This window comes from Pseudoxanthomonas sp. UC19_8, assembly GCF_042700505.1.
Lineage (GTDB): Bacteria > Pseudomonadota > Gammaproteobacteria > Xanthomonadales > Xanthomonadaceae > Pseudoxanthomonas_A > Pseudoxanthomonas_A winnipegensis.
Map to the genome: position 1 here is coordinate 592000 of NZ_CP170559.1, position 19420 is coordinate 611419.

19 protein-coding genes and 2 pseudogenes are annotated in these 19420 nt (G+C 69.3%); 10 read left to right on the forward strand and 11 right to left on the reverse strand.

Translation table 11 applies throughout. From position 1 onward, the window contains the following. Positions 1–15: 15 nt before the first annotated feature. Entirely contained in the window at positions 16–966 is a 951-nt protein-coding gene (locus tag ACFJIT_RS02525; protein ID WP_379654927.1) for a helix-turn-helix domain-containing protein, read from the reverse strand. Between the two features lie 94 nt (positions 967–1060). On the opposite strand from ACFJIT_RS02525, the gene ACFJIT_RS02530 reads away from it, so the two are divergent. Next, positions 1061–2005, forward strand: a complete 945-nt coding sequence (locus ACFJIT_RS02530) for an isochorismatase family protein (protein ID WP_379654928.1) — start codon at positions 1061–1063, stop codon at positions 2003–2005. Between the two features lie 15 nt (positions 2006–2020). Here the strand turns inward: ACFJIT_RS02530 and aroB are convergent, their stop codons facing one another. The 3 genes from aroB to ACFJIT_RS02545 form a co-directional block, all read right to left on the reverse strand. Further along, the gene (gene aroB, locus ACFJIT_RS02535; protein WP_379654929.1) at positions 2021–3133 is read right to left on the reverse strand and encodes a 3-dehydroquinate synthase; all 1113 of its coding nucleotides are present in this window, start codon (positions 3131–3133) and stop codon (positions 2021–2023) included. Continuing rightward, the gene (locus ACFJIT_RS02540; RefSeq protein ID WP_379654930.1) at positions 3130–3675 is read right to left on the reverse strand and encodes a shikimate kinase; all 546 of its coding nucleotides are present in this window, start codon (positions 3673–3675) and stop codon (positions 3130–3132) included. Before ACFJIT_RS02540 ends, aroB begins: the two co-directional genes overlap by 4 nt. Before the next feature lie 64 nt (positions 3676–3739). After that, positions 3740–4567, reverse strand: coding sequence for a kinase (locus ACFJIT_RS02545; protein WP_379654931.1), 828 nt, complete (start codon positions 4565–4567; stop codon positions 3740–3742). Positions 4568–4615: 48 nt separating this feature from the next. Between ACFJIT_RS02545 and pdxH the strand changes: the two genes are divergently transcribed. The 3 genes and pseudogenes from pdxH to ACFJIT_RS02560 all read left to right on the forward strand — a co-directional run bounded on the left by pdxH (position 4616) and on the right by ACFJIT_RS02560 (position 6548). Further along, positions 4616–5230 (forward strand): pyridoxamine 5'-phosphate oxidase, encoded by a 615-nt coding sequence (gene pdxH / locus ACFJIT_RS02550; protein ID WP_379654932.1) that lies wholly within the window; start codon positions 4616–4618, stop codon positions 5228–5230. 55 nt (positions 5231–5285) lie between these two features. Next, positions 5286–5748 (forward strand): annotated as a pseudogene (aac(6'), locus tag ACFJIT_RS02555) (aminoglycoside 6'-N-acetyltransferase). Positions 5749–5753: 5 nt separating this feature from the next. Next, entirely contained in the window at positions 5754–6548 is a 795-nt protein-coding gene (locus ACFJIT_RS02560) for an ABC transporter substrate-binding protein (RefSeq protein WP_379655697.1), read from the forward strand. Between the two features lie 3 nt (positions 6549–6551). Here the strand turns inward: ACFJIT_RS02560 and ACFJIT_RS02565 are convergent, their stop codons facing one another. Then, positions 6552–7919, reverse strand: a complete 1368-nt coding sequence (locus tag ACFJIT_RS02565; RefSeq protein WP_379654933.1) for an MFS transporter — start codon at positions 7917–7919, stop codon at positions 6552–6554. A 94-nt stretch (positions 7920–8013) separates the two neighbouring features. Here ACFJIT_RS02565 and soxR point away from each other — a divergent pair, with 94 nt between their 5' ends. After that, complete coding sequence (gene soxR, locus ACFJIT_RS02570; protein ID WP_379654934.1) at positions 8014–8448, forward strand: redox-sensitive transcriptional activator SoxR; 435 nt, start codon at positions 8014–8016, stop codon at positions 8446–8448. A 19-nt stretch (positions 8449–8467) separates the two neighbouring features. On the opposite strand, the gene ACFJIT_RS02575 is transcribed toward soxR, so the two are convergent. From ACFJIT_RS02575 to ACFJIT_RS02585, 3 genes are all read right to left on the reverse strand, one after another. Next, on the reverse strand, positions 8468–8938 hold the full coding sequence (locus ACFJIT_RS02575) for a DUF4426 domain-containing protein (RefSeq protein WP_379654935.1): 471 nt from the start codon (positions 8936–8938) through the stop codon (positions 8468–8470). A 5-nt stretch (positions 8939–8943) separates the two neighbouring features. Then, complete coding sequence (proC, locus tag ACFJIT_RS02580) at positions 8944–9795, reverse strand: pyrroline-5-carboxylate reductase (RefSeq protein ID WP_379654936.1); 852 nt, start codon at positions 9793–9795, stop codon at positions 8944–8946. Positions 9796–10343: 548 nt separating this feature from the next. Next, positions 10344–11024, reverse strand: a complete 681-nt coding sequence (locus ACFJIT_RS02585) for a YggS family pyridoxal phosphate-dependent enzyme (protein WP_379654937.1) — start codon at positions 11022–11024, stop codon at positions 10344–10346. A gap of 101 nt (positions 11025–11125) precedes the next feature. Here ACFJIT_RS02585 and ACFJIT_RS02590 point away from each other — a divergent pair, with 101 nt between their 5' ends. The 5 genes from ACFJIT_RS02590 to ACFJIT_RS02610 all read left to right on the forward strand — a co-directional run bounded on the left by ACFJIT_RS02590 (position 11126) and on the right by ACFJIT_RS02610 (position 15624). Next, the gene (locus ACFJIT_RS02590) at positions 11126–12163 is read left to right on the forward strand and encodes a type IV pilus twitching motility protein PilT (RefSeq protein ID WP_130517185.1); all 1038 of its coding nucleotides are present in this window, start codon (positions 11126–11128) and stop codon (positions 12161–12163) included. A 127-nt stretch (positions 12164–12290) separates the two neighbouring features. Beyond that, entirely contained in the window at positions 12291–13421 is a 1131-nt protein-coding gene (locus ACFJIT_RS02595) for a PilT/PilU family type 4a pilus ATPase (protein WP_130517187.1), read from the forward strand. A 22-nt stretch (positions 13422–13443) separates the two neighbouring features. Continuing rightward, positions 13444–13944, forward strand: a complete 501-nt coding sequence (locus tag ACFJIT_RS02600) for an RHS repeat domain-containing protein (protein ID WP_379654938.1) — start codon at positions 13444–13446, stop codon at positions 13942–13944. Positions 13945–14319: 375 nt separating this feature from the next. Further along, entirely contained in the window at positions 14320–14631 is a 312-nt protein-coding gene (locus tag ACFJIT_RS02605; RefSeq protein WP_379654939.1) for a DUF5076 domain-containing protein, read from the forward strand. A gap of 297 nt (positions 14632–14928) precedes the next feature. After that, a complete protein-coding gene (locus ACFJIT_RS02610; protein WP_379655698.1) occupies positions 14929–15624 on the forward strand; it encodes a YitT family protein in 696 nt (231 codons plus the stop codon). 557 nt (positions 15625–16181) lie between these two features. Here ACFJIT_RS02610 and ACFJIT_RS02615 read toward each other — a convergent pair. The 3 genes and pseudogenes from ACFJIT_RS02615 to ACFJIT_RS02625 all read right to left on the reverse strand — a co-directional run bounded on the left by ACFJIT_RS02615 (position 16182) and on the right by ACFJIT_RS02625 (position 19410). Then, positions 16182–16751 carry a DNA-3-methyladenine glycosylase I gene (locus ACFJIT_RS02615; protein WP_379654940.1) on the reverse strand — a complete coding sequence of 190 codons (570 nt, stop codon included), beginning with the start codon at positions 16749–16751 and terminating at the stop codon, positions 16182–16184. Between the two features lie 36 nt (positions 16752–16787). Then, positions 16788–18588: pseudogene (recQ, locus tag ACFJIT_RS02620) on the reverse strand (DNA helicase RecQ). 273 nt (positions 18589–18861) lie between these two features. Then, positions 18862–19410, reverse strand: coding sequence for a Dps family protein (locus ACFJIT_RS02625; protein WP_130517195.1), 549 nt, complete (start codon positions 19408–19410; stop codon positions 18862–18864). Positions 19411–19420: the final 10 nt, after the last annotated feature.

Sequence of the window (19420 nt, forward strand, 5' to 3'; positions counted from 1 at the left end):
ACCGGCAGCGATGGTTCAACCGCGAAAGCTGCGCCGATAGGCCGAGGGCGACGTGCCGAGCGTCGCGGCGAAGCGCTGGCGCAGCGAGATGGCGCTGCCGAATCCCGCCTCGGCCGCGACGCGATCCAGCGCCAGGTCGCTGGTTTCCAGCAGCCGCTGCGCGCGCGCCAGGCGCTGGTGCGCCAGCCAGTCGCCGAGGCTGGCGCCGGTCGCCTGGCGGAATCGCCGGGTGAAGGTGCGCCGGCTCATCAGCGCGCGCGCGGCCAGCGCGTCCACGTCCAGGCGCTGGTCCAGGTGGGTCATGGCCCATTCGAGCACCTGCGCCAGCCGTGCATCGCCCGGGTCGGTGGGCAACGGCTGCTCGATGTACTGGGTCTGCCCGCCCTGGCGATGCGGCGCGACCACCAGCCGCCGCGCGATGCGGTTGGCGACCTCGGCGCCGTGCAGGCGGCGCACCAGATGCAGGCAGCAGTCGATGCCGGCCACGGTGCCGGCCGAGGTCAGCACGTCGCCTTCATCCACGTACAGCACATCCGGCTGCAGCCGCACCTGCGGATGGCGCCGGGCGAAGGTCTCCAGCGCGGCCCAGTGCGTGGTGGCCGGGCGGCCGTCGAGCAGCCCGGCATCGGCCAGCACGAAGGTGCCCAGGCACAGCCCCACCAGCTGCGCACCGGCGGCGTGAGCGCGGCACAGCGCGTCGGTCAGCACCGCCGGCGCCGGTTCGTCCCGATCGCGCCAGGAGGGGACGATCACCGTGTCCGCGCCGTCCAGTCCCTCCAGTCCGTGGGCCGGCTGCACGCTGAAGCCGGCATCGGTGCGCAGCGGACCGGGCTCGGCCGCACAGACGCGCAGTTCGAAGGCGGGCAGGTCCGGCTCCGCGCGCGACTCGAACACCTGGCACGGCACGGCCAGGTGGAAGGGACTGATGCGGTCGAAGGCGACCACGGCGATGCGATGCGGCGACATGGCCCGATTCTATCGAAAGTCGCACATCGGGCCACTCGTCGACCCCGCGACCGATGCCCAGACTGGCCGCCTTCTTCAACGAAAGGCTGCCGCCATGCCTGCTCCCCGTCGCGCCCTACTGGTCATCGACGTCCAGAACGAATACTTCACCGGCCCGCTGCGCATCGCCCACCCGCCGGTGTCCGCATCGCTGCCCAACATCGTCCGCGCCATCGATGTCGCCCGCGCGCAGGGGGTGCCGGTGGTCGTGTTCCAGCACACCATGGCGGCCGAAGCGCCGGTGTTCGCCGATGGCAGCGATACCTGGGCGCTGCATCCGGACGTGGCGGCACGCCCGCGCGATCACCACCTCCTCAAGGCGCATCCCAGCGTGTTTACCGGCACCGACCTGGCCGCGTGGCTGGCCGCGCGCGACATCGATACCGTGACGGTGGTCGGCTACATGACCCACAACTGCAACGCGTCCAGCGTCTTCGAGGCCTTCCATCGCGGCCTGCGCGTGGAAGTGCTCGGCGATGCCAGCGGCGCGCTGGCGTACGCCAACGCCGCCGGTCAGGCCAGCGCCGAGGAGATCCATCGCGTCTTCAGCGTGGTCTTCCACAGCAACTTCGCCGCCGTGGTGAGCACCGACGCCTGGATCGCGGCGCTGCAGGCCGGCCAGGCGCTGCAGCCGGACAATGTGCTGAGCTCCCATCAGCGCGCGCGGGCCGGTACGTCCCAGCCGACGCCGACGGTGATCCGCAGCCGCGACTTCACCGGAACGCGCGCCTGGGAGGCCTTGCCGATCGCGCGGCTCGACGGTGTCGGCGTGCGCCTGCACTGGACCGACCAGCCCTATGTCTGGCACGTCAACGACGGGCAGGAGGTCTTCGCCGTGCTCGACGGACGCGTGCGGATGCACTGGCGCCAGGACGGCGCCGAGCGGACCGCGCTGCTGGAAGCCGGCGATGTCTTCCACGCGCCGGAAGGCACCGAGCACGTCGCCCATCCGCAGGGCGCGGCGCGGATCCTGGTGATCGAGCGCGAGGGCAGTGTCTAGCGGCGCGGCCTAGCTTCAGCCCATGCCGGCCAGCACCGGTAGCACCTGGGCCTCGTCCACGTCGGGCACCACCTCGGCCTTGCCGATGCCGCGCCACAGCACCAGGCGCAGGCGGCCGGCGATGTTCTTCTTGTCCAGGCGCATGCGCGCCAGCAGGGCCTGCGGCGACAGGCCGGGCGGGATCTCGGTGGGCAGGCCGCAGGCGGTGAGCAGCGCGATCAGGCGCTCGGTGTCGGCGGCCTCGCTCATGCCCAGCCTGGCCGAGAGCCGCGCGGCCAGCACCATGCCCACGGCCACCGCCTCGCCGTGGTTGAGGTTGTCGTTGGCTACGCCGCCGTAGCCCTGTTCGGTCTCGATCGCATGGCCGAAGGTGTGGCCCAGGTTGAGCAGGGCGCGCTCGCCCTTTTCCAGCGGATCGCGCGCCACGATCGCGGCCTTGGCCTCGCAGCTGCGTGCGATGGCGGTGGCTAGCGCACCGGCATCGCCATCGAGCAGCGCGGTGTGCTCGGCCTCCAGCCATTCGAAGAACAGCGGATCGCCCAGCGCGCCGTACTTGACCACCTCGGCCAGGCCGGCACGCAGTTCGCGCGGCGGCAGCGTGGTCAGCGCCGTGGTGTCGGCGAACACCGCGCGCGGCGGATGGAAGGCGCCGACCAGGTTCTTGCCCTGCGGGATGTCCACCGCGGTCTTGCCGCCCACCGAGGAATCGACCATCGACAGCAGCGTGGTCGGCAGCTGGACCACGTCCACCCCGCGCATCCAGCAGGCCGCGGCGAAGCCAGCCAGGTCGCCGACCACGCCGCCGCCGAGGGCGAACACGCAGGCATCGCGGGTGGCCCCCAGTTCGGCCAGCGCCTCGATGGCCGCGCCGAAGTGGGTCAGCGTCTTGGACTCCTCGCCGGCCGGCAGCACGAAGCGCGCCAACTGCAGGTCCGGGCGCGCCTCGCTCAGCGCCTGCGCCACCGCGTCGGCGTACAGCGGCGCCACGTGGGTATCGCTGACCAGCAGCGCATGGCGGCCGCGCACGTGCTGGGCCAGCGCCTTGCCCGCGCGCAGCAGGCTGGGGCCGATGTGGATGGCGTAGGGCGCGTCGCCGCCGACGTGGACGGTCTGGGTGGCGGGGGTCATGCGGTGGAAGCTCCGGTGGGTTGCCAGTCGCGCGCCAGCCGCCCGACCAGGGCGGCGGTGGCTTCGCCCGGCGTGAGGCGGTCTGCGTCGAGCACCAGGTCGGCGACCTGGCGGTAGAGGGGATCGCGCACGGCGATCAGGTCGGTGAGCACCTGGCGGCGGTCGACGTTCTGCAGCAGCGGGCGGTTGCGGTCGCGGGCCACGCGCCGCAGCTGGGTCTCCACGTCGACGCGCAGGTAGATGACGAAGCCGCGCGCCTGCATCAGCGCGCGGTTGCCCGCATCGAGTACCGCCCCGCCGCCGCTGGCCACGACCTGGCCTTCGCCGGCCAGCAGCTGCGCCAGCGCCGCGCGTTCGCGGGCGCGGAATCCGGCCTCGCCCTCGTGCTCGAAGATCTCCGGGATGCTCGACCCGGCGGCCTCGACCACGGCGTGGTCGGCATCGACGAAGCGCAGGCCGAAGCGTTCGGCGATGCGGCGGCCGATCGAGGTCTTGCCGGCGCCCATCGGGCCGACCATCACGAGGTTGGGGGCGGGATTCATCGCTCCGGATGATACTGGCGCCTCGCGCGCGCCGGCCACGGCCGTTGCAGGCGAAACTGCGGCTTCAGCCGGCGATCACCCGCCGCTGCGCGTCCACGCGGACCACGTGGTCGGCCAGCGTCGGCAGGGTGCGCAGCGCCTGGCGGCTGACGCGCTCGTAGTGCTGGACGAAGCGCTCCAGCTGCGGGCGGGTCATGGCGCTGCGCTCGGGATGCTCGGCCTGCAGGCCCTCTTCGGCCTTTAGGCCTTCCTCGGCCTGCCAGCGCCAGTCCACGACATGCTCGAAGCCCGGCGGCTGCAGGAACCACAGCGTGTCGCAGGTCCGCCACAGCGCCGGGTAGTCGCGCGCCAGCGCGGCGTTGCAGTGGCTGCGCCAGGTGGCGTCGCGGTCCTCGTCGCGCTCCAGCGCGTTGATCGGCGCCACCAGGGCGGCCTGCGCCTGGGCCGGTGTGCCCAGGCACCAGCCCTCGAAGATCACCAGATCCACCGGCCCGTCCAGCCGCGGCCAGGTCGATTCGGCCGCGCGGTCGTCGGCCAGCTTGTCGAAGCGTGGCAGCGCCACCGGGCGGCCTTCGCGCAGGGCCTGCAGCGTGTGCAGGGCCAGCGGCAGGTCGTGGGTGCCCGGCGGGCCGCGGGTGACCAGCAGCGGGTGCACCTGGCGCGCCAGGGCCTGGCGCGCGGCGCGGGTCAGGTAGAAGTCGTCCAGCGACAGCACCGCGCTGCGCAGGCCTTCGCGCTGCGCGGCCTGCGCTAACTGCGCGGCGAGCGTGGACTTGCCGGTGCCCTGCAGCGCCGACAGGCCCCAGACCGGCACCGCCTGCGGCAGCGCGCGCGCGCTGCGCAGCGCCGCGGACACCAGCGAATCGGGGAAGCCGTGCGTGGGATGCGTCATCGGGCGACAATAGCGCACCGCCCGCGGGCCGCTGCCGTATCCAACCAGATGAGCGAAGTGCAAGTCGATCTGTACGCCGAAGCCCTGAATACCTTTTCGGCCCTGTACGAAGAAGCCCGCCAGAGCGGCACCGAGCCCGAGTACAACGCCATGAGCGTGGCCACCGCCACGCTGGACGGCCAGCCCTCGCTGCGCACCGTGCTGCTCAAGGCGCACGACGCGCGCGGCCTGGTGTTCTACAGCCACCTGGACAGCCAGAAGGGCCGCGAGCTGCAGGCCAATCCGCGCGCGGCGCTGCTGCTGCTGTGGCGCACGCTGCGCGAGGCCGGCATCCAGGTGCGCATCGAAGGCGCGGTGCAGCTGGTCACCGATGCCGAGGCCGATGCCTACTTCGCCACGCGTCCGCGCGAGAGCCAGCTCGGCGCCTGGGCCTCGGCGCAGTCGCACACGCTGAAGGACGCGGCCGAATTCCACGATCGCCTGGCCCAGGTCGAGGCCGAGTTCGAAGGCGGCCCGGTGCCGCGTCCGGACGGCTGGACCGGGTTTCGCGTGGTGCCGGACAGCTTCGAGTTCTGGTACGGCGCCAGGTTCCGCCTGCACGAGCGCTGGCGCTACGAGCGCGCGCCGGACGGCCACTGGTCCAAGCGGATGCTGTTTCCTTGATCGCCCGCCTGCGGCGCCTGCCGGTGCGCCGGCCGACCGTCCTGTTGCCGCTGCCTTGAGCGCCGCGTTCTCGATCCGCGCGGCCGGCGCGCAGGACCTGCGCGCCTGGGCCAGCCTGCAGGGCGAGCTGTGGCCCGACCAGGACCCTGGACGCCCGCGCGCACGTGGCCGAGGCGCTGCAGCGCGCCGAGGCCGGCAACTTCCTGGCCTTCGCCGCGGACGGCACGGCGGTCGGCTTCGCCGAGGCCGCGCTGCGCAACGACTACGTCAACGGCACCGACAGCTCGCCGGTGGCCTTCCTGGAGGGCTGGTACGTCAATGCGGACTGGCGCGGCCAGGGCGTCGGGCGCGCGCTGCTGTCGGCGGTGCGGCACTGGGCGCAGGCGCAGGGCTGTACCGAGCTGGCCTCCGACACCGCGCTGGACAATGTGGCCGCGCAGCGCGCGCATGCCGCGTGCGGCTTCGCCGAGACCGAGCGCGTGGTGTACTTCCGCATGGCGCTGGACGACGAGGCCTGATGGCGATCGGCCCGCGCCGCATCGTCTGCCTCACCGAGGAGCCCTGCGAGACGCTGTACGCGCTGGGCGAATCGGCGCGCATCGTCGGCATCAGCGGCTTCACCGTGCGCCCGCCGCAGGCGCGGCGCGAGAAGCCCAAGGTCGCCGCGTTCACCAGCGCCAACCTCGACAAGATCCTGGCGCTCAAGCCGGACCTGGCGATCGGCTTCTCCGACATCCAGGCCGAGATCGCCGCTGCCCTGGTCAAGGCCGGCGTGGAGGTGTGGATCGCCAACCATCGCAGCGTGGCGGGCATCGTCGATTACGTGCGCCGGCTGGGCGCGCTGGTCGGCTGCGCGGCGCGCGCCGAGGCGTATGCCGACGCGCTCGAGCGCGGCCTCGATGACATCCGGGCGCTGGCCGCGTCGCTGCCGCAGCAGCCGATTGTGTACTTCGAGGAATGGGACCAGCCCCTGATCACCGGCATCCAGTGGGTGGCCGAGCTGATCGAGATCGCCGGCGGCCGCGACGCCTTCCCGGCGCTGTCGCGCGAGCCGCTGGCCAAGGGCCGCATCCTGGCCGATGGCGCGCCGGTGATCGCCGCGGCGCCGGACCTCATCCTGGGCTCTTGGTGCGGCAAGCGCTTTCGCCCCGAGCAGGTGGCCGCGCGGCCCGGCTGGGAGGCGATCCCGGCGGTGCGCGAGGGCCAGCTGCACGAGATCAAGTCGCCGCTGATCCTGCAGCCCGGCCCGGCCGCGCTGACCGATGGCGTGCAGGCGATCGCCGCGATCATCCAGGCCTGGAGCCGCCGAACGCGCTGACGCTCAGGCGGCGGTGCGGCGCGCCAGCCACAGCGCCAGGCCCGCGCAACCCAGCGACAGCGCGAACGGCGTCGCATGCGCCAGCAGCGGCGCGCGCGCCAGCAGGGCGGCGAACACCGCTCCGCCGATGGTCAGCGTGGTGGCCACCGTCACCGCTTCGCACAGCTGCAGCGCGGCGCTGTTGCGGCCCTGTTCGGCCGGCGGCGACAGCGCCAGGGTCAGCACCGACAGGCTGGCGTAGAGCAGGCCCATGCCCAGTCCGGTGCAGGCCCAGCCGAGGATCGGCACCAGGACCGGCAGCGCCGGCCAGGCCACGGCGACGGTGGTGGCCACGCCGATCGCCAGCAGCGCGCAGCCGGCGCGCACCAGGGTCTGGCGACGCAGGCGCGTCTGGTGACCCTGGAACCACGAACCGCAGAACCAGCCCAGCGCGCCCACGCTCAGCGCGATGCCGGCCCGGCTGGGCGACAGGCCGTGGGCCTGGCCCAGCACCAGCGGCAGGAAGGCCTCGCTGCCGAAGAACGCCGCCGCGGCCACGCCGCGCAGGCCGATCACGCTGGCCAGCCCGCGCGCCCCGCGCAGCGTGCCGCGCGGCAGCAGCCGCCAGACGCTGACCAGCAGCAGCGCCAGGGCGGGCAGCAGCACCAGCGCGGCGCGCGCGCCCGGCAGGTGGGCGGCCACGGACAGCGCGCATACGCCGATCGCCGCGCCGATGGCCCAGACGATCGCATGTCCCGGCGCGCTCGCCTGCGTCGGCGCGGGCAGGGCCGCCAGCGCGGGCCGCAGCAGCCAGGCCGCCGGAAGCGCCAGCACCGGTACCGCCAGGAACACCCAGCGCCAGCCCAGGTGCTCGACCACCAGCCCGCTCAAGGCCGGACCGATCAGCGAGGGCACCACCCAGCCCGCGGAGAACGCCGCGAAGATCTTCGGCCGCAGCGCCTGCGGATACTGCCGGCCGACCAGCACGTACAGCGATACCGACAGCGCGCCGGCGCCCAGGCCCTGCACCAGGCGCCCGGCGATCAGCATCGGCATGCCGATCGCCAACCCGGCCAGCAGCAGGCCCACGACGAAGCAGGCCAGCCCGCCCCACAGCGCACCGGCCGGGCCGCGCCGGTCGCACCAGCGCCCGGCCACGGTCATGCCGACCACGCTGGTGGCCAGCGTGCTGCCGAAGGCGAAGGCATACAGCGGCAGGCCGTTCAGCGCCGTGGCCACCGTCGGCATCGCCGCGGCGATGGCCAGGGCCTCGAAGGCGCTGAGCGAGACCAGCGCGACCATGCCCAGCGTGGTGGCCCGGTAGCGCGGCGCCAGGACCGAAGTGACGGCGATGCCCTGCTCGGGCGTGGAAGTCGAAACGGAAGCATTCATGCGAACTTTGCTCTTCAGGCGCCGCGGCGGACACGCTTGCCTGGCGGCGGCGGGGACGGCAGCATGCAACCTCAACTTTGCTTGAGGTCAAGCCATGCAGGAACTGGCGGTTGGCGAGGTGGCCCAGCGCAGCGGCATGGCGGTGTCGGCGCTGCACTTCTACGAGAAGAAGGGATTGATCCGCAGCCTGCGCACCGCCGGCAACCAGCGGCGCTACCGGCGCGATGTGCTGCGGCGTCTGGCGGTGATCCGCGTGGCCCAGCGCGTGGGCGTGCCGCTGGAATCGGTGCGGCGCGCCTTCGACGCGTTGCCCGAATCGCGCACGCCGACCCGGGCCGAGTGGGCGCGCATGTCGGCCGCCTGGAAGCACGAGCTGGATCAGCGCATCCTCGCCCTGCACCAGCTGCGCGACCAGCTTACCGACTGCATCGGCTGCGGCTGCCTGTCCCTGCGTCGCTGCCGGCTGAGCAATCCGGGCGATGCGCTGGGCGCCCAGGGCGCTGGCCCGCAGCGGTGGCAGGTGGAGTAGGGCCGCCTTCGAGGGCGCTTCAGAAACTGCGTTCGAAGCGCAGCGGGCCGCCGCCGATGTCGCTGGCCACGTCCAGTTCGAAGCGCAGCGTGTCGCGCGGGCTGATCTCCACGCTGCCGACCTGATCGACCGCATCGCCGGTCCGCACCGGCTTGAAGGTGATCGGCTGGCGACGGCCGGACAGATCCACCGCCACGCCGCGCACGCGGCCCTGGACCGGCACCTCGTCGTCGCCCTGTCGCTGCCGCAGCGCCACGATCACCAGCGCCCGGCCGGCGCCGCGGTCCAGCCCGTAGGCCTGGGCCGCCGATTCGGGCAAGGCCAGGCTGGGCAGGGCGTTGTAGCGCACCTGCAGCGCGCCCAGCGTGCGCACGCTGTCCACCGGCGCCACCGGCTGCACCCGCTGTGGCGCCTGCCCGCCCGAACACGCGGCCAGCGCCAGCAGGCTCGCCAGCTGCAGGACCAAGCGCGAGGGCAGACGCGCCGGCATGGCGATCAGTCGTTGGCCGCCGACAGTTCGCCGCCGCGCTGCGCGGCCGCGGCGATGGCCTGCGCGGTCAGCGCCTCGAAGCCACCGGCCTGGAAGGTCTCGATCGCGGCCTGGGTGGTGCCGTTGGGCGAGGTCACGCGCCGGCGCAGTTCGGCCGGCGGTTCGCCTGCCTCGGTCAGCATGCGCGCCGCGCCGAGCACGGTCTGCAGCGTCAGCGCACGCGCCGCTTCGGCCGGCAAACCCTGGGCGATGCCCGCCGCCTCCATCGCCTCGGCCAGCAGGAACACATAGGCCGGCCCGCTGCCGGACACGGCGGTGACCGCATCCATCTGCGCCTCGGTGTCGATCCACACGGTCGGGCCGGCGCTGGAGAGCAGGGCATCGGTGCGCGCACGTCCGGCGTCGTCGACCTGCGGCGTGGCGAACAGGCCGGTCACGCCCGCCCCCAGCATCGCCGGCGTGTTGGGCATGGCGCGCACCACCGCGACCTCGCCACCCAGCCAGCGCGAGAGCTGCGCGGCGGTGATGCCGGCGGCGATCGAGACCACCAGCGGCCTGGCCGACTGCGCCGCAGCGGCCAGGCCTTCGCACACCCCGCGCATCACCTGCGGCTTGACCGCGAACAGCCACAGCGAGGCGCCCTGCACGGCCTCGCCGGCCTCCGCGAACACCTGCACGCCGAACTGCCGGGCCAGGCCCTCGCGCAGCTCGGCCACCGGCTCGGCCACGCGGATGCTGGCCGGCGCCGCCCCGCGCGCGATCAGCCCGCCGATCAGACTGCGCGCCATGTTGCCGCCACCGATGAAGGCGACCGTGTCGACGGCCGGCGCTGCGGATTCGGAACTCGATACGGTCATGGCGGCCTGATGCCCGGTGCGGTGAAGGATCGCCCGGATTATCGCCGTTCCCGGCGCACCGATGTGGAGGCTCCTTTTAGGAGTCTCTTTCCTCTTTGAAGCCTCTTCCCCCCCGTGGGAGCCGCCATGGCGGCGATGGGGCTTTCCCGGTAGAGCCTCGCGCCGTCATTGGCCAAAAAGGCCACGAGGGCGGCCCCCACCTGTAGAGCGGAGCTTGCTCCGCTGCTCTTCGCTCGGTTCGTGGGAAGGCCCCAGCGGAGCAAGCTCCGCTCTACACGCAGGCCGCTGCGAGAACTGCGGCAAGGCGTGGCGCATTCATGTAGTCGCTTCGCCTTGCTCCTGTGGGAGCCGCCATGGCGGCGATGAGGCTTTCCCGGTAGAGCCTCGCGCCGCCATTGGCCAAAAAGGCCACGAGGGCGGCTCCTACCTGTAGAGCGGAGCTCGCTCCGCTGCTCTTCGTTCGGTTCGTGGGAAGGCCCCAGCGGAGCAAGCTCCGCTCTACAGGCAGGCCGCTGCGAGACGTGAGAGACAGTGGCTCCCACCAAGCGTCAGGCTTTGACCGGCCGCGCGCCGAACAGGGCGGTGCCTACCCGCACCATGGTCGCGCCCTCGGCCACGGCCAGCGCGCAGTCCTCGCTCATCCCCATCGACAGCGTATCCACGCCGACGTGGCGCGCCGCCAGCGCATCGAACAGCTGCTTCATGCGCACGAACGCGGCCCGCCGCAGCGCCGGATCCTCGTGCGGCGCCGGGATCGCCATCAGCCCGCGCAGCGCCAGCCGCGGCTGCGCGGCGATCGCCTCGGCCAGCGACTCGACTGCTTCGGGCGCACAGCCATGCTTGCTGGATTCATCGTCGATGTTGACCTGGATCAGCACGTTGAGCGGCCCGCGCTGCGGCGACCGCGCCGCCGCCAGGGCCGCGACCAGCTTGGGCCGGTCCACCGTCTGCACCCAGTCGAACAGCTCGGCCGCCAGGGCCGCCTTGTTGGACTGCAGATGGCCGATCAGATGCCACTCCAGCGCCAGCGCGGACAGCTCGGCCCGCTTGGCCTGCGCCTCCTGCACATAGTTCTCGCCGAACACGCGCTGGCCCGCGGCGGCCAACTCGGCCACCGCCTGCGCCGGATGAAACTTGGACACGGCCACCAGCGTGGGCATGGGCCGCTTGGCCGCGTCTGCTGCGTTCCGCAGCCTGTTCAGGGTGTCGCTCAGACGCTCGGAAAGCACGGTAAACAGGCCCGTTGGCAGTGTCGGGAAGGGCGCTATACTGCCTTTCGGGGATGTAGGGTTCCAGTTCGCAACACTTTCCACAGGGGCAAACCAGACGCATGGATATCGCCGAACTACTGGCCTTCTCGGTCAAGAACAAGGCCTCGGACCTGCATCTGTCCGCCGGGCTGCCGCCGATGATCCGCGTGGATGGCGACGTGCGCCGCATCAACATCCCCGCCCTGGACCACAAGCAGGTCCACGCGCTGGTCTACGACATCATGTCGGACAAGCAGCGCCGCGATTACGAGGAATTCCTTGAGGTCGACTTCTCCTTCGAGATCCCCTCGCTGGCGCGCTTCCGCGTCAACGCCTTCAACCAGAACCGCGGCGCCGGCGCGGTGTTCCGCACCATCCCGTCCGAGGTGCTGACCCTGGAGGACCTGGCCTGCCCGCCGCTGTTCCGCGAGATGGTGCAGCAGCCGCAGGGCCTGATCCTGGTGACCGGGCCGACCGGCTCGGGCAAGTCGACCACGCTGGCGGCGATGATCGACTACATCAACAAGAGCGAATACGGCCATATCCTCACCGTCGAGGACCCGATCGAATTCGTCCACACCTCGCAGAAGTGCCTGATCAACCAGCGCGAGGTGCACCGCGACACGCACGGCTTCAACGAAGCGCTGCGCTCGGCGCTGCGCGAGGACCCCGACTACATCCTGGTCGGCGAGTTGCGCGACCTGGAGACCATCCGCCTGGCGCTGACCGCCGCGGAAACCGGCCACCTGGTGTTCGGCACCCTGCACACCAGCTCGGCGGCCAAGACCATCGACCGCATCATCGACGTGTTCCCCGCCGGCGAGAAGCCGATGGTGCGCTCGATGCTGTCCGAATCGCTGCGCGCGGTAATCAGCCAGGCGCTGCTGAAGAAGGTCGGCGGCGGCCGCACCGCCGCCTGGGAAATCATGGTCGGCACCCCGGCCATCCGCAACCTGATCCGCGAGGACAAGGTCGCGCAGATGTACTCGGCCATCCAGACCGGCCAGCAGTACGGCATGATGACCCTGGACCAGCACCTGCAGGACCTGGTCAAGCGCAGCCAGATCACGCGCCACCAGGCCAAGGAATACGCCAAGGACAAGCGGTTGTTCGAGTAAGGCCGGGAATCGGGAGTAGGGAATCGGGAATGGGGCAGGCCGCCATCCCGCGCTTTCCGCTCCCGTGGTGCCCGCAGCCGCGATTCCCGATTCTCCATTCCCGATTCCCAGCTCCGAAGGAGCACGCATGAGCGCCATCGACTTCACCTCGTTCCTCAAGCTGATGGCGCATCAGAAGGCGTCGGATCTGTTCATCACCTCGGGCATGCCGCCGTCGATCAAGGTGCATGGCAAGCTCACTCCGATCACGCAGACGCCGCTGACGCCGCAGCAGTCGCGCGACCTGGTGCTCAACGTCATGACCCCCGCCCAGCGCGAGGAGTTCGAGAAGACCCACGAGTGCAACTTCGCCATCGGCGTGGCCGGCGTGGGCCGCTTCCGCGTGAGCTGCTTCTACCAGCGCAACCAGGTGGGTATGGTGCTGCGCCGGATCGAGACCAAGATCCCCAGCGTCGATGAGCTCAACCTGCCGCCGGTCATCAAGACCCTGGCGATGACCAAGCGCGGCATCATCATCTTCGTCGGCGCCACCGGCACCGGCAAGTCGACCTCGCTGGCGGCGATGATCGGCTACCGCAACCAGAACTCGACCGGTCACATCATTACCATCGAGGACCCGATCGAATTCGTGCACAAGCACGAGGGCTGCATCATCACCCAGCGCGAGGTTGGCATCGACACCGACAGCTGGGAGAACGCGCTGAAGAACACGCTGCGCCAGGCGCCGGACGTGATCATGATCGGTGAGGTGCGCACCCGCGAGGGCATGGACCACGCCATCTCCTTCGCCGAGACCGGCCACCTGGTGCTGTGCACCCTGCACGCCAACAACGCCAACCAGGCGATGGACCGCATCATCAACTTCTTCCCCGAGGACCGCCGCAGCCAGCTGCTGATGGACCTCTCGCTCAACCTCAAGGGCGTGGTCGCCCAGCAGCTGGTGCCGACCCCCGACGGCAAGGCGCGCCGGGTGGCGATGGAGATCATGCTGGGCACGCCGCTGATCCAGGACTACATCCGCGACGGCGAGATCCACAAGCTCAAGGAAGTGATGAAGGAGTCCACCAACCTGGGCATGAAGACCTTCGACCAGAGCCTGTTCGAGCTGTACCAGGCCGGCGAGATCTCCTACGAGGACGCCCTGCGCTACGCCGACTCGCAGAACGAGGTGCGCCTGCGCATCAAGCTGGCCCAGGGCGGCGACGCCCGCACCCTGGCCCAGGGCCTGGACGGCGTCGAGGTCGCCGAGGCGCGCTGAGCTATTACTACAAGGAGGTTTTATGAAGACCGGCGTCAGAGTTTTCCTCGCGATCTGGTTCTGGATTCAGCTGTCCGGTATCGCCAGCGCACAGACAGTTGAGTACATTCACACCGATGCGTTGGGCACGCCCATAGCCGTTACTGATGCGAGCGGCAATGTTGTCGAGCGTAGTGAGTACGCGCCCTACGGGGCATTGCTGAACCGACCGGCACAGGATGGTCCAGGATTCACAGGGCATGTTCAGGATTCTAATACCGGCTTGAATTATATGCAGCAGCGGTATTACGACCCGATGCTCGGGATCTTCTACTCGCGCGATCCAATAACGGCGCTGAAGGAGCCGTTCGAGCAGTTCAATGCATACCGATACGCAAACAATAATCCCTATAAGTTCACTGATCCAGATGGGCGTTCAGTAACGTGCGACGAGACTCGTTGTGTGGGAGTCAGTCATTCGCTTGGGGAGGCGATTATAGACACAATCCATGTTCAGGCAGTATATTTTTCGCGTTTGATGTAGTATGCAGTTAATCGCAGCCAAAAAAACGAGGCCTCGGACGAGAATAATAAAGTAGAACCTGGCACTGCGGAAAGTGACGAGGGGTGTATTTACTGTGTCAGTGGTGCGAAGACAGGGTCGGGTAAGGATTATGTCGGGTCTGCTGATGATCTAGACAAGCGTGCTGCCACAGCTAAGGACGGACGCGATAGAGTCGGAGCGGAGAAGGTTGATCGGTACAAAAAGGGCGATCGTACCGATAGGCAGAATAAAGAGCAGAAGGCCATGAATGAGCGTGGTGGAAAAGACAATCTAGACAACAAACGTAACGAAGTGGCGCCGGATAAATGGAAGGATCGTGATATCCCGCCACCCATCATGTGAGGTAAAACATCTATGAACGAGCGTCCTATTCCAGAAGCGGCCTTGTTAGACGAAGATTCTGTTGAAATGATGAGGGTTTGGATAGCTAACAAGGGTCTCCACACTTCGCTAAAGATTGGAATGTATCGTGAAGCCGGAAATGTTCAAGAAGAGAAAGCTTGGGGGCGAATTCTGGCGGATGCAGCGCGACACATCGCTAATGCTTTAGAGGAGGGATACTCTTCTAACAGGGAAGAGTCGCTCGAACTGATCCGCAAGGCCTTCAACGATCAGCTAAGCGAGCCGTCTACCGCTCTGAAAGGCAGCTTTGTCCAGCGCCATTAGGTTTTTGATAACCTGGAAGAACATGTGGAAAATTATGTTTGATTAAATCTTTTTGGGTCATGTCGGCGCTTCAACGGCGCTTGCTTTATCGGCTTGCCTTTCGTAACAAGATTTACAGCGAACTAGGGCAGGTAAGTCGGCGCCGCAGGATATGAGCTAAGAGGTTTCGGCGTAACGAAAGTTGGGGCTGGGCCCGTTAAACTACACGCGCCCCCCTCCCTGCTGCCGCCCGCCGTGACACCTGCCAAGCCGCCTTCCGAAGCTTCTGCCCTCGATACGCCTGCGCAGGAGATCGGCCTGGACGATGGCGGCGCCGATCATTCGCCGCCGGGCGTGGTGGTCACCTCGGGGCCGCTGACGCCTCCGCCGGATTCGGAAGGCACGGTGGTCGACGATCGGGCGTTCCACCACTCCGTGGCCGAAGACGTGCAGGGCATGGTGCTGGCCACGCTGACCGCGTCGCTGGGGCTGGCGGTGTTCGCCAAGGGTGGGCTGATGATCGGCGGCATGGCGGGCGTGGCCTTCCTGGCGCATTACGCCTTCGGCTGGAACTTCGGTCTGATGTTCGTGCTGGTGAACCTGCCGTTCTACTGGCTCTCGGTGCGGCGCATGGGCTGGGAGTTCACCCTCAAGACCTTCGTGGCGGTCGGCGCCTGCGGCGTGCTCACCGACCTGCTGCCGCACTGGGCGCCGTACGAGCAGATGACGCCGCTGTACTCGGCGCTGGTCGGTGGCGCGCTGGTCGGCATGGGCATCCTGTTCTTCATCCGCCACCACGCCAGCCTGGGCGGCGTGGGCATCCTGGCCGTCTACCTGCAGCGCACGCGCGGCATCAGCGCGGGCAAGGTGCAGATGACCTTCGATGCGGTGCTGATGGGCGTGGCCTGCTTTACGCTGGCGCCGTCTAAGGTGCTGTATTCGGCGCTGGGCGCGGTGGTGCTGAGCCTGGTGCTGATGTTCAACCATCGGCCGCATCGGTACATGGGCGTTTGACGCGGGGCTTGAGCGAGCGCCGGATGTGCAGCTCAGTGATAGGTTGCTTGAATCTCTGAGTCGTCATTCCCGCGAACGCGGGAATCCAGGGACGTTGCTTTTCAGGTTTTTGATCGAGTGACTTAGCCGGTCCCCGGGCGCCATGCGCTGCCCTCGAGACGGCTTACCACGCGCCGTGGGATTTGCAGGGGTTCATGTCCATTCCCCGGCACACAACGTATCGATGCGCGGGCCGTCGCGTCAGCGATATCGGTCGGCTCCGCGTGTTCCGTCCTGTCTCTTCGTCCTGCCTTAAGCGGCTGGAAAAGCAGCAGCAAAAGCGAAAAGCGCAAAGTCCCTGGAGTCCCGCTTTCGCGGGAATGACGGAATGGAGTGAACGAAGAGGTTCAAGTGCTCGCGGGAATGACGGAGTAGCAAGGGCGACGACGTCCCGCATCCGTGAGAGCGACGGAGTAGCGCGAACCGCGAGATTCGCGCATTTGCAGGGAGTAGAGCGAACGATGAAGTGCCCGTGTCCGCGGGGAGTGGGGCTAGGGACAAGTGAGGAGGCGCTGGCGCTACTTCTTCGTCTTCGCCGACCTCAGTGGCTTGCTCGCCTGCATCCACGCCGGCTTGTGCCTGGCCGCCGCGGCGAACGCCGGGCAGCCTTCGTGGTGTGCGCCGGGCAGGTAGCCCAGGCTCATCAGGAATTCGCCGGTGATCTCGCCGCCGGTGAAGCGGAAGGTCCGCTTGAACAGCTTCACCCAGTCCGCCTTCTCCAGCGGGTGGTGCGCGTCCAGCCAGGCGGCGAAGCTGCCGTGCGAGGCGCGCAGGGTCTGGATGACCTGGGCGTTGTGGATCGCGGCCAGCACCTTGAGGCGGTTGCGGATGATGCCGGCGTCGGCGAGCAGCCGCGCGATGTCGGCCTCGCCGTAGGCGGCGACCCGGTCCACGTCGAAGTCGCTGTAGGCGGCGCGGAACGCCGCGCGCTTGCGCAGGATGGTCTCCCAGCTCAGGCCGGCCTGGTTGATCTCCAGCAGCAGGCGCTCGAACAGCACCGACTCCTCGCGCTGCGGAAAGCCGTATTCGGTGTCGTGGTAGTTGCCGTGGATCGGGTGGCCGGGGGCGATGGCGCAGTAGCCGCTCATGGGGGCAGTCCGGGTCGGTGAAGGGAGGGGCGGGCGTCAGCCCGCCTCGCGGACCACGTCGATCAGCGCCGGGCCATAGCGGTCCAGCTTGCTGCCGCCCACGCCGCCCACGCGCGCCAGGGCGCGCAGGTCGGTCGGGCGCTGCTGGGCGATGTTGCGCAGCGTGGCGTCGTGGAAGATGACGTAGGCCGGCACGTTCTGCTCCTTGGCCAGCTGCGCGCGCAGGCGGCGCAGGGCCTGGAACAGCGGCTGGTCGGTCTCGGGGACCTCGGCGGCGGCCGGGCTGGTGCCGCCGCTGCGCTGGCGCAGCTTGGGCGAATCCTTGCGCAGCAGCAGGGTCTGCTGGCCTTGCAGGACCGGCTTGGCCGAGGGCGTCAGGCGCAGGCTGCCGTGGCCTTCGGCGTCGACCTCCAGCACGCTGGCGGCCACCAGCTGGCGGAACACGCCGCGCCAGGTCGCCGCATCGAGATCGCTGCCGATGCCATAGGTGGTGAGCTGATCGTGGCCGAGCTGGCGGATGCGCTCGGTGTCGGCGCCGCGCAGCACGTCGATCAGATGCGCCGCGCCGAAGCGCTGGCCGGTGCGGTACACGCAGCTCAGCGCCTTGCGCGCGGCCTCGGTCGCGTCCCAGGTCGCGGCCGGGGTCAGGCAGTTGTCGCAGTTGCCGCAGGGCTGCGGATAGGTCTCGCCGAAGCCGGCCAGCAGCACCTGGCGCCGGCACTGCATCGATTCGCAGTAGCCCAGCAGCTGGTCGAGCTTGCGCCGCTCCAGGCGCTTGCGCTCCTCGGCGGCCTCGCCCTGTTCGATCATCTGCTTGAGCAGCACCACATCGCCCAGGCCATAGGCCAGCCAGGCCTGGGCGGGCTCGCCGTCGCGGCCGGCGCGGCCGGTTTCCTGGTAGTAGCCCTCCAGCGACTTGGGCAGGTCGGTGTGGGCGACGAAGCGTACGTCCGGCTTGTCGATGCCCATGCCGAAGGCGATGGTCGCGCACATGACGATGCCGTCCTCGCGCAGAAAGCGGCGCTGGTTCTCGGCGCGCAGCCGCGCATCCAGGCCGGCGTGGTAGGGCAGGGCGTCGAAGCCCTTCTCGCGCAGGAACTCGGCGGTCTGCTCGACCTTCTTGCGCGACATGCAGTAGACGATGCCGGCCTGGCCCTTGTGGTCCTCCAGGAAGTCCAGCAGCTGGCGGCGGCCGTTGTCCTTCTGCACCACGGTGTAGCGGATGTTGGGCCGGTCGAAGGAGCTGACGAAGCGGCACGCGTCCTCCAGCTGCAGGCGCTCGGCGATCTCGGCCTGGGTCGGCGGATCGGCCGTGGCGGTCAGCGCGATGCGCGGCACCTGCGGCCAGCGCTCGTGCAGCACGGTGAGCTGGCGGTACTCGGGGCGGAAGTCGTGGCCCCACTGCGACACGCAGTGCGCCTCGTCGATGGCGAACAGGCTCACCCGCGCGCGATCGAGCAGCGACAGGAAGCGCGGGGTCAGCAGCCGCTCGGGTGCCACGTACAGCAGATCCAACTCGCCGGACAGCAGGTCGCGCTCGACCTGCTGGGCGGCCTGGGCCTCGAGCGAGGAGTTGAGGAACTCGGCGCGCACGCCCAGCTGGCGCAGCGCCTCGACCTGGTCCTGCATCAGCGCGATCAGCGGCGAGACCACGATCGCCGTGCCCTCGCGCAGCAGCGCCGGCACCTGGTAGCACAGCGACTTGCCGCCGCCGGTGGGCATCAGCACCAGGGCGTCGTGGCCGCTGGCCAGGTGCTCGACGATGGCGGCCTGCTCGCCGCGGAAAACGAGGGTGTCCGAACACCCGGTGGAGGATTTCTAGCGCACGTTCCTGCATGCGTACAGGATACCGGGCCGCGGTCTCATCCCCCAGATGCGCAATGCCCGGCGCAGGGCCGGGCATCGACTACAAATCACGTCGGAAATCTCCGATGCTCCCCCGGACGCCGCCTTGCTTCAGTGCCCAGCCGACCCCCCTGGTGGAGAGCCCCCTTGAGTCAAGGGGGCGCGCCGAAGGCGCGGGGATCTGGCCGACGAGTGAGCAGGGGCCCAAGGTTTCGCCAAAGGCGAAACCTTGGGATAAGCCCGCAGGGACGAAGTCCCGAAGGGATTACTGCAGCAGCGACCGCAGCATCCACGCATACTTCTCGTGGGTGTTCAGGCGCTGGGTCATCAGGTCCACGGTCGGGTCGTCGCTGCCGTTCTCGGCGGTCTTCAGCGTCTGGCGCGCGGTGCGGCAGACCGCCTCGTTGCCGACCACCAGCTGGCGCACCATCTCCTTCCAGTCGGCGCTGTCGGACAGGCCGGCCTCCTCGGGGATGGAGCTGAGCGCGACGAACTCGCGGTACGAACCCGGCGCGTTGTAGCCCAGGGCGCGGATGCGCTCGGCGACTTCGTCCAGCGCGCCCCACTGTTCGGTGTACTGGGTCTCGAACATCAGGTGCAGCGAGTTGAACATCGGCCCGGTCACGTTCCAGTGGAAGTTATGGGTCTTCAGGTACAGCGTGTACGCGTCGGCCAGGTAGTGCGACAGGGCGGCGGCGATGTCCTTGCGATCGGCCGGACTGATCCCGATATCCACACGCGGGGCGCTCGGCGCGGCGGCGGCCAGCGGCGTGCCCTTCTTCTTGGTGGCGGGTTTGGTCTTGGTCTTGGCCATGTGCAACTCC

Bases quoted from the DNA above. Each gene is read 5' to 3' on its own strand.
- ACFJIT_RS02605 (WP_379654939.1), top strand. From the start codon at position 14,320: ATGAACGAGCGTCCTATTCCAGAAGCGGCCTTGTTAGACGAAGATTCT.
- ACFJIT_RS02600 (WP_379654938.1), top strand. From the start codon at position 13,444: ATGAAGACCGGCGTCAGAGTTTTCCTCGCGATCTGGTTCTGGATTCAG.
- ACFJIT_RS02540 (WP_379654930.1), bottom strand. From the start codon at position 3,675: ATGAATCCCGCCCCCAACCTCGTGATGGTCGGCCCGATGGGCGCCGGC.
- soxR (WP_379654934.1), top strand. From the start codon at position 8,014: ATGCAGGAACTGGCGGTTGGCGAGGTGGCCCAGCGCAGCGGCATGGCG.
- proC (WP_379654936.1), bottom strand. From the start codon at position 9,795: ATGACCGTATCGAGTTCCGAATCCGCAGCGCCGGCCGTCGACACGGTC.
- pdxH (WP_379654932.1), top strand. From the start codon at position 4,616: ATGAGCGAAGTGCAAGTCGATCTGTACGCCGAAGCCCTGAATACCTTT.
- ACFJIT_RS02525 (WP_379654927.1), bottom strand. From the start codon at position 966: ATGTCGCCGCATCGCATCGCCGTGGTCGCCTTCGACCGCATCAGTCCC.
- ACFJIT_RS02595 (WP_130517187.1), top strand. From the start codon at position 12,291: ATGAGCGCCATCGACTTCACCTCGTTCCTCAAGCTGATGGCGCATCAG.
- ACFJIT_RS02545 (WP_379654931.1), bottom strand. From the start codon at position 4,567: ATGACGCATCCCACGCACGGCTTCCCCGATTCGCTGGTGTCCGCGGCG.
- aroB (WP_379654929.1), bottom strand. From the start codon at position 3,133: ATGACCCCCGCCACCCAGACCGTCCACGTCGGCGGCGACGCGCCCTAC.
- ACFJIT_RS02575 (WP_379654935.1), bottom strand. From the start codon at position 8,938: ATGCCGGCGCGTCTGCCCTCGCGCTTGGTCCTGCAGCTGGCGAGCCTG.
- ACFJIT_RS02565 (WP_379654933.1), bottom strand. From the start codon at position 7,919: ATGAATGCTTCCGTTTCGACTTCCACGCCCGAGCAGGGCATCGCCGTC.
- ACFJIT_RS02590 (WP_130517185.1), top strand. From the start codon at position 11,126: ATGGATATCGCCGAACTACTGGCCTTCTCGGTCAAGAACAAGGCCTCG.
- ACFJIT_RS02530 (WP_379654928.1), top strand. From the start codon at position 1,061: ATGCCTGCTCCCCGTCGCGCCCTACTGGTCATCGACGTCCAGAACGAA.
- ACFJIT_RS02615 (WP_379654940.1), bottom strand. From the start codon at position 16,751: ATGAGCGGCTACTGCGCCATCGCCCCCGGCCACCCGATCCACGGCAAC.
- ACFJIT_RS02625 (WP_130517195.1), bottom strand. From the start codon at position 19,410: ATGGCCAAGACCAAGACCAAACCCGCCACCAAGAAGAAGGGCACGCCG.